Origin of the sequence: Aquimarina sp. RZ0, assembly GCF_008370685.1 — a bacterium.
GTDB lineage: Bacteria > Bacteroidota > Bacteroidia > Flavobacteriales > Flavobacteriaceae > Aquimarina.
Genome location: NZ_VTZU01000031.1, coordinates 17,398 through 29,386, shown reverse-complemented (window position 1 = coordinate 29,386; position 11,989 = coordinate 17,398). Strand labels below are relative to the sequence as shown.

At 32.8% G+C, this 11,989-nt stretch carries 13 protein-coding genes and 1 riboswitch; of the genes, 11 read left to right on the top strand and 2 right to left on the bottom strand.

Features of this window, described 5'->3' with window-relative positions; all coding sequences use genetic code 11:
- Positions 1 to 23: 23 nt before the first annotated feature.
- The 11 genes from F0000_RS13095 to F0000_RS13045 all read left to right on the top strand — a co-directional run bounded on the left by F0000_RS13095 (position 24) and on the right by F0000_RS13045 (position 10,434).
- Complete coding sequence (locus F0000_RS13095) at positions 24 to 914, top strand: M57 family metalloprotease (RefSeq protein WP_149625176.1); 891 nt, start codon at positions 24 to 26, stop codon at positions 912 to 914.
- A gap of 218 nt (positions 915 to 1,132) precedes the next feature.
- Entirely contained in the window at positions 1,133 to 1,381 is a 249-nt protein-coding gene (locus F0000_RS13090; RefSeq protein ID WP_149625175.1) for a hypothetical protein, read from the top strand.
- Between the two features lie 834 nt (positions 1,382 to 2,215).
- On the top strand, positions 2,216 to 3,685 hold the full coding sequence (locus tag F0000_RS13085) for a cobyric acid synthase (protein ID WP_149625174.1): 1,470 nt from the start codon (positions 2,216 to 2,218) through the stop codon (positions 3,683 to 3,685).
- On the top strand, positions 3,682 to 4,704 hold the full coding sequence (locus tag F0000_RS13080) for an aminotransferase class I/II-fold pyridoxal phosphate-dependent enzyme (RefSeq protein WP_149625173.1): 1,023 nt from the start codon (positions 3,682 to 3,684) through the stop codon (positions 4,702 to 4,704). Before F0000_RS13085 ends, F0000_RS13080 begins: the two co-directional genes overlap by 4 nt.
- The gene (cbiB, locus tag F0000_RS13075) at positions 4,686 to 5,621 is read left to right on the top strand and encodes an adenosylcobinamide-phosphate synthase CbiB (RefSeq protein ID WP_149625172.1); all 936 of its coding nucleotides are present in this window, start codon (positions 4,686 to 4,688) and stop codon (positions 5,619 to 5,621) included. Before F0000_RS13080 ends, cbiB begins: the two co-directional genes overlap by 19 nt.
- Entirely contained in the window at positions 5,614 to 6,138 is a 525-nt protein-coding gene (locus tag F0000_RS13070) for an AAA family ATPase (RefSeq protein WP_149625171.1), read from the top strand. Before cbiB ends, F0000_RS13070 begins: the two co-directional genes overlap by 8 nt.
- 13 nt (positions 6,139 to 6,151) lie before the next feature.
- Positions 6,152 to 6,335: riboswitch (cobalamin riboswitch) on the top strand.
- Between the two features lie 126 nt (positions 6,336 to 6,461).
- Positions 6,462 to 7,307, top strand: a complete 846-nt coding sequence (locus tag F0000_RS13065; protein ID WP_149625170.1) for a ferredoxin — start codon at positions 6,462 to 6,464, stop codon at positions 7,305 to 7,307.
- Between the two features lie 109 nt (positions 7,308 to 7,416).
- Positions 7,417 to 8,229, top strand: a complete 813-nt coding sequence (locus tag F0000_RS13060; RefSeq protein WP_149625169.1) for an SDR family NAD(P)-dependent oxidoreductase — start codon at positions 7,417 to 7,419, stop codon at positions 8,227 to 8,229.
- Positions 8,230 to 8,231: 2 nt separating this feature from the next.
- The gene (gene cobA / locus F0000_RS13055; RefSeq protein WP_149625168.1) at positions 8,232 to 8,954 is read left to right on the top strand and encodes a uroporphyrinogen-III C-methyltransferase; all 723 of its coding nucleotides are present in this window, start codon (positions 8,232 to 8,234) and stop codon (positions 8,952 to 8,954) included.
- A gap of 85 nt (positions 8,955 to 9,039) precedes the next feature.
- Entirely contained in the window at positions 9,040 to 9,978 is a 939-nt protein-coding gene (locus F0000_RS13050) for a sirohydrochlorin chelatase (protein ID WP_149625167.1), read from the top strand.
- 54 nt (positions 9,979 to 10,032) lie between these two features.
- Positions 10,033 to 10,434: an HIT family protein gene (locus tag F0000_RS13045; RefSeq protein WP_149625166.1), complete on the top strand. Its 402-nt coding sequence runs from the start codon at positions 10,033 to 10,035 to the stop codon at positions 10,432 to 10,434.
- A gap of 689 nt (positions 10,435 to 11,123) precedes the next feature.
- Here F0000_RS13045 and F0000_RS13040 read toward each other — a convergent pair.
- Both F0000_RS13040 and F0000_RS13035 read right to left on the bottom strand, forming a co-directional pair.
- The gene (locus tag F0000_RS13040; protein ID WP_149625165.1) at positions 11,124 to 11,462 is read right to left on the bottom strand and encodes a M48 family metallopeptidase; all 339 of its coding nucleotides are present in this window, start codon (positions 11,460 to 11,462) and stop codon (positions 11,124 to 11,126) included.
- Positions 11,463 to 11,658: 196 nt separating this feature from the next.
- On the bottom strand, positions 11,659 to 11,979 hold the full coding sequence (locus tag F0000_RS13035) for a hypothetical protein (RefSeq protein ID WP_223148900.1): 321 nt from the start codon (positions 11,977 to 11,979) through the stop codon (positions 11,659 to 11,661).
- Positions 11,980 to 11,989 lie beyond the last annotated feature (10 nt).

Genomic DNA, 11,989 nt, shown 5'->3' with positions numbered 1-11,989 from the left:
ATATAAATTAAAAAATCGCTTACATGAAATCATTAAAATTGATTACAACCTCTGTACTAATTTCTGCTACCTTATTTTCTTGTCAAAAAGATGATATTGAAACAGAACAAAATTCCAATCAGTCAGAAATTATTACAGTTTCTAATAACAATGTACCTGAAGATGTCGCTACCAAATTACGAAAGTTAAATTTTAACCCTGATTTTGTTACTCGAAAAGAGATTACAGTTTCTAATGGTAAAGTCATAAAAGGATGGTTAGCTGATGATATTTTTATTAGTGACAAGCAGATTAGTCTGTTGGATGAGACCAATAATACTGAAAGGGCATATATCAGAAATACCAGAGTTGATCCTTCTATTGGTGTTCGAAGAAATGGCCAGCGTATAATCAGAGTAAGAATTGATAATGGTTCTGACAGTGCAACAGGAGAAACGAATCCTATTTTACCCAATCATCGTAGAGCATTAAGAGCAGCCGTTGGAGCACTTAACAATCTAAATCTCAATTTAAGATGGGAAATTTTAGGAGATAATTCTACTATATTTGATGTTGAAACATCTATTTCAATTGGCAATGGTCCTATTGATGGTTTTGCTGGTTCTATGTTTAATGGAAACCCAGGAGGTTTCATCTCTGCCAGTGCTCCAAATAACAGACAACTTCGTGGTGTTTTAATACACGAAATAATGCATAGTATCGGTTTCAGACATTCTGATTTTAGAACAAGAAATAGTTGTCAGAATGTAAATCCAAGACAAGTATTTGACGAAGGTAGCGATGATGCCAATTTTGTAAGTGGCACTGTGCGTGATGATAACTTTATGAATTCAATAATGACAGCTTGTTTTATTGGTAATACAAGCCTTTCTCGAGAAGATGTAAATGCATTAAGAAGTATTTACAGACGTTAAGTTAACATTCAATGATTAGTCTTAAAAAAACGATTTTTTTTAAGACTAATCATTTTTTTGAATTTCCTATAGATGAAGAAAATAATCGCATAATCGTAGTTTTTAACTCTATATGTTCTTTTTAAACAATCTAAATATAAAATAGCTTCAAACAGCTATTTATATTGTTTCTAGCTAGCTATATCTGTAATTTTAGATAAACCTAAAAACCTAAAGAAATGGCTATACGACTAGGAAACAGTTGTGAGAACTGTGAAAATTTAATGACAAATAACACGTGCAAAGTACACGGAGTAAAAGTAAGTAGTAGTTATACTTGTGATAGTTTTGAGATGAAAGCTGTACTTAAAGACGATCGTAATTGCGTTACTTGCTTAAGATACGAAACTAATGAATGTGCAAATCCGCAAAAAGCTGCTCCCGGAATGTTATGTTCGCAATGGGCACCGCAAAATGCAATGGCATAAAATACACGAGTAAACTACCTCGGGGCAAGTCCACGAGGCATTCATTAGAAAAAATCATTTCGATTTCGAGGCGAGCCTAGGAGCATTTAAATCTCGATTATCGAGTAAAGATTATGATAGAGAACCGATCAAATTTGATCGGTTTTTTTTATTGTATATCTGTACTACAGATTTTTAATCTTTTGTTATTTAAATTCAAAGTAATTTAATTCTTAGATGATATCATCGTAAACCGAATCAAATTATTTTTTAATTCAGGCGAGAAACAAAAAGAAATGATTCTAGCAGGTAATTTCATCTAAAGATAGTATAAATTAAAGTAATACCATTTCTACCTTAAAATTACCCACTAAAATTTGTTCTTTTCCCCCTTATGCTTCAAAATAAAAATTAACCGTAAGCTATGCTGAACTTTTCTTTTTTTACCTAAAGAAAAAACAACTGTATTTTATTTGGGTAATTTTAAAGCAAAAATGGTATAAGTAAAACCTATAGTAAAAACCTATTTTTTATTCTGTCAAATTAGAAACGCTATAATTGTATTATTTGCTACTTTTGAAGTTAACACCAATTAGCCTTTAAATTTACTGAGATAATATGTCTTTTTTTTACCTTATTTTTAGAATAAAAACAAACCATAGCCCTGCTATATTTGATTTTCTTCTTCACTAAAAAAAACATAATTTTTCTTTTGTAGTAAACTACCTCGGGGCAGGCCCACGAGGCATTTATTGAAAAAAAATATTTTGATTTCGAGGCAAACCTCGGAGGATTTAAATCTCGATAATCGAGTAAATTCAAACAACAAATGGTATAATTCATTTAGTACATAGAATGAAAAAATTACGTCCTATTATGTTTGTGGGTACGGGTTCTGATGTTGGAAAAAGCATGCTAGTCACAGGGATTGGTAGACTTTTAAAACAAAAAGGATATACCCCAGCCCCATTTAAAGCACAAAACATGTCGCTCAATAGTTTTGTAACCCCCGATGGTTTGGAGATTGGAAGAGCACAGGCAGTACAGGCAGAAGCATGTCAAATAGATTGCACCACAGACATGAATCCTATTTTACTGAAGCCTTCCGGCGTAAATAAATCTCAGGTAGTTTTACACGGAAAACCGATTGGAGATCAAACCATCAAAGAATATTTTTTAGGAAATAATAAAACACACCTATTCGAAGAAGCTAAAACCGCATTCTTTCGGTTACAGGAACAATATAATCCTATTATTCTAGAAGGTGCAGGAAGTATTAGTGAGCTTAATCTAAAACACCGTGATATTGTGAATATGAAGATGGCACAGGCGGCAAGCGCAGATGTATACCTCATCGCGGATATTGACAAAGGAGGAGTTTTTGCTAGTGTATATGGTACAATAGCCTTATTAGAACCTTGGGAAAAGGAATTGATAAAAGGAATCATCATTAATAAATTCAGAGGAGATGTTTCTTTATTCGATGATGGTAAAAATATGTTGGAACGACTAACAGGAATTCCCATTTTAGGGATCGTTCCTTACGCATCTGATATCTATATAGAAGAAGAAGACTCTGTAGCACTACAAAAAAAGAAAAAAACAGCTGTAGATGGAAGTATTAATATCGTAGTTATATTACTCCCCTATATTTCTAATTATACTGATTTTAATGTATTAGAAAAAGATCCGAGAATACATTTGTTTTATTCTAATGATCCCAAAAATATCAGAGAAGCAGATATTATGATACTTCCTGGTAGTAAAAACACAATCCAGGATCTGTTGTTTCTAAGAGAAAAAGGCATTGCAAAAGCGATCTTAGAAGCGCATCAATCTCAAAAAATGATTATTGGTATTTGCGGAGGATATCAAATGCTGGGGGATTTTATCGAAGATCCTCAGGGAGTAGAGAGCACTATTAAAAGGCTTCCCGGATTAGGAATTCTTCCGATTAGGACACGATTGACCTCAGAAAAAAAGACCACACAATGTAATTTTAAGTTTAAAGAAAATCCTGAAATCTGTACAGGCTATGAAATTCATATGGGAGAAACCACTTGTAAAAATAAAGCTCCTCTCAATCAAATCGGAAAACAATCAGAAGGATATCTAACTGATAATTGCTGGGGTACTTACATTCATGGCATTTTGGATAATCCTGTAGTTATTGAAGATGTATTGAGTAAATTCTCTACTAGAAAAAACAAAAAAACCTTTGATTACCAAGTCTATAAAAACGATAATTATGATAGACTTGCTAATCTATTAGAAACACATATCGATATCGAGACTATAATTTCTGAAATACAGTATACACAATGATCTACGGACACGGGGATGATGGGTATCGCTACGGGCTAGCATTTAAAGCTAATTTTAGCTCTAATGTCTGGTACGAAAAAACAAACGATAAATTAATATCCCATCTTCAAAAACAGTTACCTCTAATAGCAAACTATCCAACACCAAATGCAGATGAATTGGCTGCAAAAATAGCAACCTACCATCAACTAGAAACTCAAAATATTGTAGTCACTAATGGTGCAACTGAAGCTTTCTATATCATTGCAACCCTATTCCATGGTAAAAAAGCAGCAATAGCCATGCCTACATTTTCTGAATATGAAGATGCCTGTGCCATCAATAAAATAAACCTTTCCTACTATAAACGCTCTGATGTAAATAATACTGATTTTAAAGAGGATTTAGTATTCATCTGTAATCCTAACAATCCAGATGGTTTGAGCAATACAATGTCAGAAATAAAAGAGTTGTTAATCAAATTTCCGGATACCACTTTTGTAATTGACGAAGCTTATATCAACTTTACGCAACAGATAACATCATGTATTGGTTTATTAGAGTATTTTAAAAATCTTATCATCGTAAAATCACTAACCAAATTATTCACTATCCCGGGATTGAGATTAGGGTATATTTTATGTAATCCTGAAATCGAAAAAAAACTAAAACAGCTTAAAATGCCCTGGACTGTTAATATAATGGCAATAGAGGCAGGAAAGTATATCTTTGATAACTATACTACAGTTTCTCCAGATATGACAATACTTCTAGGATATAGTAAAATTTTGCAGGAACAAATCAATGCACTAGATCATTTTACGGTTATTCCTTCTGAAACCAATTATTTTCTGGTAAGACTGAAAACTCCGGAAGCTTCAACACTCAAGGATTATCTGGCATACACTCATAAATTATTGATACGAAATGCTTCCAATTTTAGAAATTTGGATGCCCATTATATAAGGATTGCAAGTCAGAACCCTCAAAAAAACAAATTACTAGTCAATGCCTTAAAAGAATGGAGTATACATTTATAATAATTCCTTTAATTTTAGGATATATTCTTGATCTGATATTGGGCGACCCTAGGAAATTACCACATCCTATTCGGATATTTGGTAATTGTATTGCTTTTGGTGAAAAAAGAATGAATAGCGGTTCTTTTATTTTTCTAAAAGGACTCTTGCTCACACTATTATTACTAAGTAGTACTTTTTTATTCTTCTATCTTGTGCAAAAAATAGTAGTATCATACCCTATACTGTATTATATCTTCTCGACAATTTTTGTGTTTTATGCACTCGCAAATAAGAGTCTTATCGATGAAGGAACGGCTGTTTTTAAAGCTTTAGAACAAGGTTTAGACGAAGGAAGAAATCGATTATCCTGGATTGTAGGTCGTCAAACAGCTCAATTGAATGAACAACAGATAAAAACAGCTGTTTTTGAAACCATGTCAGAAAATTTAAGTGACGGGGTCATCGCCCCATTATTTTATTATGCCATATTGGGAATACCTGGAGCAATGAGTTATAAAATGATCAATACACTGGACTCTATGATTGGATACAAAAACGATCGATATATTAGCTTTGGGAAATTTGCCGCCCGATTCGATGATATTGTCAATTATATTCCTGCCAGAATAACTGCTTTTTTAATGCTATTGGTTACCGCAAAACTTCATAAAATACCATTTGTAATCAACTATGGAAAACAACACGCAAGTCCTAATGCAGGGTATCCTGAAGCTGCATTGGCAGCAATTCTGGATTGTAAATTTGGCGGACCTAACTATTATCACGGCAAATTAGTAGAAAAACCCTATATAGGGACTAATTCTAGGATGATTAAGGATTATGAGATCAAAACTGTTGCAAAAATCAATCAAAAAGTAACTTTTATCTTTGTTTTCTTAATAAGCATAAGCTATTATTATATGTACAATGCATAAAAGACACATTATTACCGGAGCCCCCGGTACGGGTAAAACTACTTTAATCAGAGCATTAGAAAAAGAGGGATATTTGTGTTTTCGGGAAGTATCAAGAGAAATAATTAAAGACCAGCAGCAAACAGGTAATAATAAAACTCCCTGGGGAGATCTTTTAGGGTTTGTTCGTTTAGTATATCAACAAACAATCAACGAGTTACAAAAACCTGTTAAAGAATATACTTTTGTAGATCGTGGATTACCTGATACTATTGCATATCTCAAAACAAAATCTCATACGATACCCAAATATTTATTGAACTTCCCATTTGAAAACAACTATGCCTCTACTGTATTTTTAGCTCCATTTTGGGAAGAAATTTATACCAATGACCCTCAAAGACCTCAATCTATTGAAGAAGCTATTCAAATTCACAAATATTTACTGGAAGTATATCAAAGTTTAAATTTTAATATCCAGATTTTACCCAAAGCAACTTTAACAAAACGTGTGGATTTCATTCAATCCATTATTTAAATAAAACAACTATATTCGTTTGTAGTTTTATGGTTCTTTTAGAAATAAAAGATGAAAAGGGAATTTGGTGAGAATCCAAAACTGTTCCCGCAACTGTAATACGTTTTAAAAATTACTATCAAAAATGCCACTGTATTATATGGGAAGGCGGTAGTAGTACGTAAGTCAGGAGACCTGCCATAAATTATTATTATTATTATAAACTCTCGGGTAAAGGGTTAGATATAAAAATAGATTTGATAATGGTCTATATTTTTCTGGACTATTATGACTATCCTTTATTTTTCTTTCTAAAGCTTTCCCAATTTTTATGTACTTTTTATATGGGAAAGAATATAGCTAAAGTAACGACAACATTTCAATTTTGTGACGGAGGTTCTTGTCAGAAAGCAAAAGGCGAAATGGCAATACGAGAAGCCAGAGCATATCTTCGTAATCAGGGATTATGGGATGATACACACACTATAAAAACCAGATGTAATGGCAGGTGCGAAGATGCTCCCACCTGGATTGTACAACCTGGTAATTTTTGGTATAAAAATGTTACTCCAGAGAAGGCAGTATCGATTGTGAAATCTCATATGGATCAAAATAAACCAGCAGAAGAATATTTGCTTTACAAAGAAGGGTGGTCTATATTACTTACAGAGAACGAAAAAACGGCAGCACTCCCCTTGTTCAAGTATAAAACTGAAATAACCATAGGAGAACTATTAATCGCCCGGGCTTTTGCATCAGACCAGCATCTATATCCTTTATTCCAATATTTCTTTCAGGAATCCACATCAATAGGGATACAAACAGGAGAACAGAATATCAAAATCATTGATCAACCACATAAAGTAGATTATAGTGACAAATATGATATCAAAATAACTGGAGAACAACTACAATTAACCCTTGCTATCGGGGGAATTACCAAAGATGTTTCATCGACTGTAACCGAGCGTAAAGTAAGTGTTGCAGAAGTCATTTGGCTGAAAAAAAAGGCTATCTTTACCAAGGCATTACGGCTGAAAAATAAAAAAGGAAAACATTTAGTAACTTTTTGGATAAAAGAAGATGATGAAAATACCTGGGAACATATCCTCAAGGTATATTTATCCATGCCATCTAATCAGATTAGAATAGAAAATGAAAATGAAATAAGTATTCAGGAGTTTATATAAATAGTTTATAAAATTATTTAATTATCAAGGTGATTAGGACTAAGTAATCACTCCTAATTCTGGATTTTATAACTATTTTATAACGAAAGGATTCATAAAATATAAATGTGTGAACGTTAAGAATATAAGCATACTAGGTTGTGGATGGCTGGGATTACCATTAGCTATTGATCTGGTATCAAAGGGAATTACCGTAAAAGGTTCTACCACGACATCAGAGAAAATCTCAGGCTTAAAAGCACAAAAAATTATTCCTTTTTTATTAAAATTAGGAGATGCTTCTATAGATACTTATGTCAATTTTTTGCTGGATAGTCAAGTGATTGTTATTAATTTTCCTCCTAAGAGGATTCCCGGTATCATAGAAATATATCAGGAGCAAATACAGCAAATTCTTCCTTATATTACTACTGATCAAAAAGTTATTTTTATCAGTTCAACCTCTGTGTATCAAAATACAAATGATAAAATTTCAGAAGCAATAATCATTCAACCAGAAAAAGAATCAGGAAAAGCTGTAGCATCTGCAGAACAGCTATTACAGCAACAATTAGGGAATCGGCTTACTATTATCAGGTTATCCGGTCTTATAGGGTATGATCGCCTACCCGGTAGGTTTCTGGCTAACAAAAAAGAAGTACAAAACGGTAATGCTCCTATCAATGTGATTCATAGAGATGACTGCATTGGGTTGGTTAATGCGGTTATCAAAAAAAACATATGGGGAGAAATCATTAATGGTTGCGCAGATCTGCATCCATTACGTAAAGATTTTTATACCTTGGCAGCAAATAAAATAGGGCTGATTCCACCAACTTTCAGGAAGCAGGAAAAGGTAACTTATAAAATTATATCGAATACAAAAAGTAAAGAATTATTGGCGTATACCTATGTACACCCAGACCCATTAAAATTAATTTAATCATGTATCCTGTAGCAATTGTAGGCGCCGGTCCTGGAGATCCGGAATTATTAACCGTAAAAGCATATAAACGTATTAAAGAGGCTGATATCATTCTTCATGACAACCTCGTTTCTGACAGCATTTTATCAATTAATGAACGTGGAGAAAACGTATATGTGGGACGCAAATTTGGAGATACTTCTGATCAGATAGCACGACAAAAAAAGATCAATGAGTTACTACAGAAAAACTACCTCTTGGGCAAAAAAGTTGTTCGTCTAAAATCCGGAGACCCTTATGTATATGGTAGAGCAGCAGAAGAAGCACGATATCTGACAGAAAAAAATACTCCTTTTGAGGTAATTCCTGGTATTTCTGCAGCATTGGCGGCTGCTAATATTTTCAATATTCCTATTACCGAGCGTAATAAATCTAATGCAATGCTCATCTGTACAGCACATACAGCTGATTATTCTTTTGAGCAATTAACAGGGATCGCCCATATGCTCAAAGCAGGAAATACAATTTCGATATATATGGGGCTTAAAAGTTTACACAGGATCGTTCCTAAGTTATTAGATGTCTGTAAAGATCCTACTATACCCGTAAGCATTGCATCCAGAGTTTCCAGAGAAGATCAGGCAATATTAACAGGTACTCTGGGCACCATTCAGGATTTGGTTGCAAATAGTGATTTACAGATGCCAGCTGTCTTGCTGGTTGGAGCAACTCCGATACAGTAACTACTTTTTGGTGTGCTATCGCAGGCTAAAAATCTATTTTAAATTTTAGTTGAAATTTATGAGCGTCATTAATAAATAAAAACATATGAAAGAAGGTATATTACTTTGCGGTCACGGAAGTCGCAGAAAGGCAGCCATTACTTCTTTTAAAAAATTAGTAAGCATTCTTCAGGAGCGCTATAAAGAAGATTATGAAGTAGATTATGGTTTTTTAGAATTTAATCACCCGACCTATGAAGCTGCTGTAGAACGAATGTATCTTAACGGAATCCGAAAAATATATGCACTTCCCGTGATTTTATTTGCAGGATCGCATGCAAAAAACGATATCCCATATGAACTTAACACCATACAGGGATACCACAAAGATCTTACCATTACTATGGGAAAACATATAGGTGTTAACTCATTTTTACTAGATCTTGCCGTAAAACGAATTCAGGAAACAGAAACTACCCTGACAGCTATAAACCGTAAAAAAACCTGTCTCGTTGTCGTGGGCAGAGGCACCACAGATCCTGATGCCAATAGTGATGTATGTAAATTAACCAGTATGCTCTGGGAAGGTATGGGTTTCGGATTTGCTACAACTGCCTATAGTGGCACTGCCTATCCAAAAGTAGATGAATCCCTGCGGATGATAGAAAAACTAGGTTTTAAACGTACAATCGTTATTCCTTTTTTCTTTTTTACAGGAGTTTTATTAGAGCGCATATATAGTCAGGTAACAGCTATGGATTCGGTTTCTGATCAGGAATATGTATATACAGCTCCTTTTGGTACTGATGAATTATTGATGAAAGCTTTTGATGAACGATTAGGAGAAGCTAAAACCGGAACTGCCTATATGAATTGTCAACTCTGTAAATACCGAAAACAAGTAGTAGGTTTTACGCAAGATTACGGTAAAGAACAAGTAGGACATCACCTTAATGTAAAAGGAATCCTTTTTGAAGAAGATGAAAAACCCGGAGAAGTTAAAAACTCCTTAGGCAATAGGATTAAGAAAGTACTAGGCATTTGATTTTCAAATACATTTTCATTAGGTATGCTTATACATCAATCAAATTGAAGCTTTATGAACAACTGTATATTCTGCAAAATTGCAAAAGGAGAAGCAAAATCCTGGACAGTATATGAGGACGAGCACACCTATGCTTTTTTTGATATTCATCCAGTTAGCAAATACCATACTTTGGTTATACCTAAAAAGCATTACACCAATATTTTTGACATCCCTGAAAAAGAATTGAAGGCCGTAATGACTACTGTTAAAAAAGTGAGTAAGCTATATGAAAATAAATTAGGAATCCGCAATATCCAGATCATTAGCAATTCTGGTGCTGAGGCACAACAGGAGGTTTTTCATTTACATTTTCATATCATCCCCAGAAAAAAAGGAGATGGTCAACATATTAGGTGGAATACCTATCCGCAATGGACGCAGGATTTTGATACAATGCTCCTCAAAATCGAATAAAAAAATTCCTTTTGTACATATTTCTTATTCTTTATTGAATTCACCACGATTAATTATTTGTTTTTTTATTTAAACTACACAAACTTTTTGTTTAATCCCTGTAAATTTAATGTGATTCATATTTCTCCTTCTTCTGTACCTCTTATACGATTTATAACTAAAAATTTCGCATATTCATCGTTTCTTTTTCCTTTCTACTTCGTTTAAAAAATAAACCGTAGCTATAGCTATGCTTGATTTTTTTGCCTTGCATAAAGAAAAAATAATTCAATGAATTTATACGAATTTTTTAATCACAAATCGTATTAGACAACTATATTTATTCTAGAAATTCACAAATAAAATCATTCAATAGAAATTAAAAAGTAATAATTAAGGTTGATAATCTTAATTATTACTTTTTTTGTCTCTTGTGATTGAATCGAAACTTATAAATACTCTTTTTTCTTTTCCTGTAAACCCTAAATATGAATCATTATTTTTAATCCACAAACTGCTATAATCAAAGCTTTTGGAATCTTGAAGAGAGAAGCTATTTAGGTTTAAATCTTTTTTGGCTGTAAAGTTTTTTATCCAAGTTCTTCTTCACAGGTTACCTGACAAAAAGCAACTGCTTTAATGACTAAAAGAACTAAAAATATTGTATATGTCCTCTTCTTTCTATTTTAGAAACTGTTTCTCTATTTTACTTATTTCAATCTCTCCATAACACGTTTAGGAATTTTAGATGCTTTGTCATTGGTTTTCATTTGCTCGATATAGGTCTTGTATGCCTCTTTGCATTTTTGTTTTTCTCCCAAGCCCCAATAGGTATCGCCCAAATTAATATAGGCGACTGTTCTATTAGGCACTTCATTAACAATCTTTTCTAAAAGAAAAACACCCTCATCATAAGCTTTGGACTGCTCTAGATAGTATGCTATATCATTATATTTTGATAAATTTTCATTTACTATCCTAATATTACTTATAACAAAATCAAGTACTATTTTATCTCCATATAGATTGATGCTCTTTTTGTTATTCACTGAATAATAATATTTTATGAAACTGAAGCAGGTATTTATATTAGGCTCTTTTTCTTCCTGGAAACCTGAAAAGGAATATATAGTATGTTTTTTAACATCTACCTCTGTTGAGGTGTAATTTCTCAGAGATACTTTCTTTTCTAATCTATTTCCAAGGATGGAAATTCCTTGACGAGTAGAGTCTGTATTGTATGTTTTAGACCAAAAAAACCATTAAAGGTTTCATTTTATTATACCTATTCTCCATATTTGTTCTCCTTCTATTTTTTCCATAATCTTCAAGAATTTCTTTTTCATAATTAGAATCGTCTGTTTCCCAGTTAGCAGGATTTCTAGAAATTTTTTCTAAATGATCATTTTTCTCTTTTCCTTTGTTATGTTCTTCAACTTCTTCGTCCTTTTTATCAAAAAAATTATCTAAAGCCTTACCTAATTTAGATTTTAAATAATCTTTAATTTTATAAGAATATCCAATAGGTATAATAGGCAGTACTTTATTTTTTAATCTATCTATCAATAAAATCCTC

What these genes read in the sequence shown, in the direction of transcription:
- F0000_RS13095 (WP_149625176.1), top strand. Translation starts at nt 24, where the DNA reads ATGAAATCATTAAAATTGATTACAACCTCTGTACTAATTTCTGCTACC.
- F0000_RS13090 (WP_149625175.1), top strand. Translation starts at nt 1,133, where the DNA reads ATGGCTATACGACTAGGAAACAGTTGTGAGAACTGTGAAAATTTAATG.
- F0000_RS13085 (WP_149625174.1), top strand. Translation starts at nt 2,216, where the DNA reads ATGAAAAAATTACGTCCTATTATGTTTGTGGGTACGGGTTCTGATGTT.
- F0000_RS13080 (WP_149625173.1), top strand. Translation starts at nt 3,682, where the DNA reads ATGATCTACGGACACGGGGATGATGGGTATCGCTACGGGCTAGCATTT.
- cbiB (WP_149625172.1), top strand. Translation starts at nt 4,686, where the DNA reads ATGGAGTATACATTTATAATAATTCCTTTAATTTTAGGATATATTCTT.
- F0000_RS13070 (WP_149625171.1), top strand. Translation starts at nt 5,614, where the DNA reads ATGCATAAAAGACACATTATTACCGGAGCCCCCGGTACGGGTAAAACT.
- F0000_RS13065 (WP_149625170.1), top strand. Translation starts at nt 6,462, where the DNA reads ATGGGAAAGAATATAGCTAAAGTAACGACAACATTTCAATTTTGTGAC.
- cobA (WP_149625168.1), top strand. Translation starts at nt 8,232, where the DNA reads ATGTATCCTGTAGCAATTGTAGGCGCCGGTCCTGGAGATCCGGAATTA.
- F0000_RS13050 (WP_149625167.1), top strand. Translation starts at nt 9,040, where the DNA reads ATGAAAGAAGGTATATTACTTTGCGGTCACGGAAGTCGCAGAAAGGCA.
- F0000_RS13045 (WP_149625166.1), top strand. Translation starts at nt 10,033, where the DNA reads ATGAACAACTGTATATTCTGCAAAATTGCAAAAGGAGAAGCAAAATCC.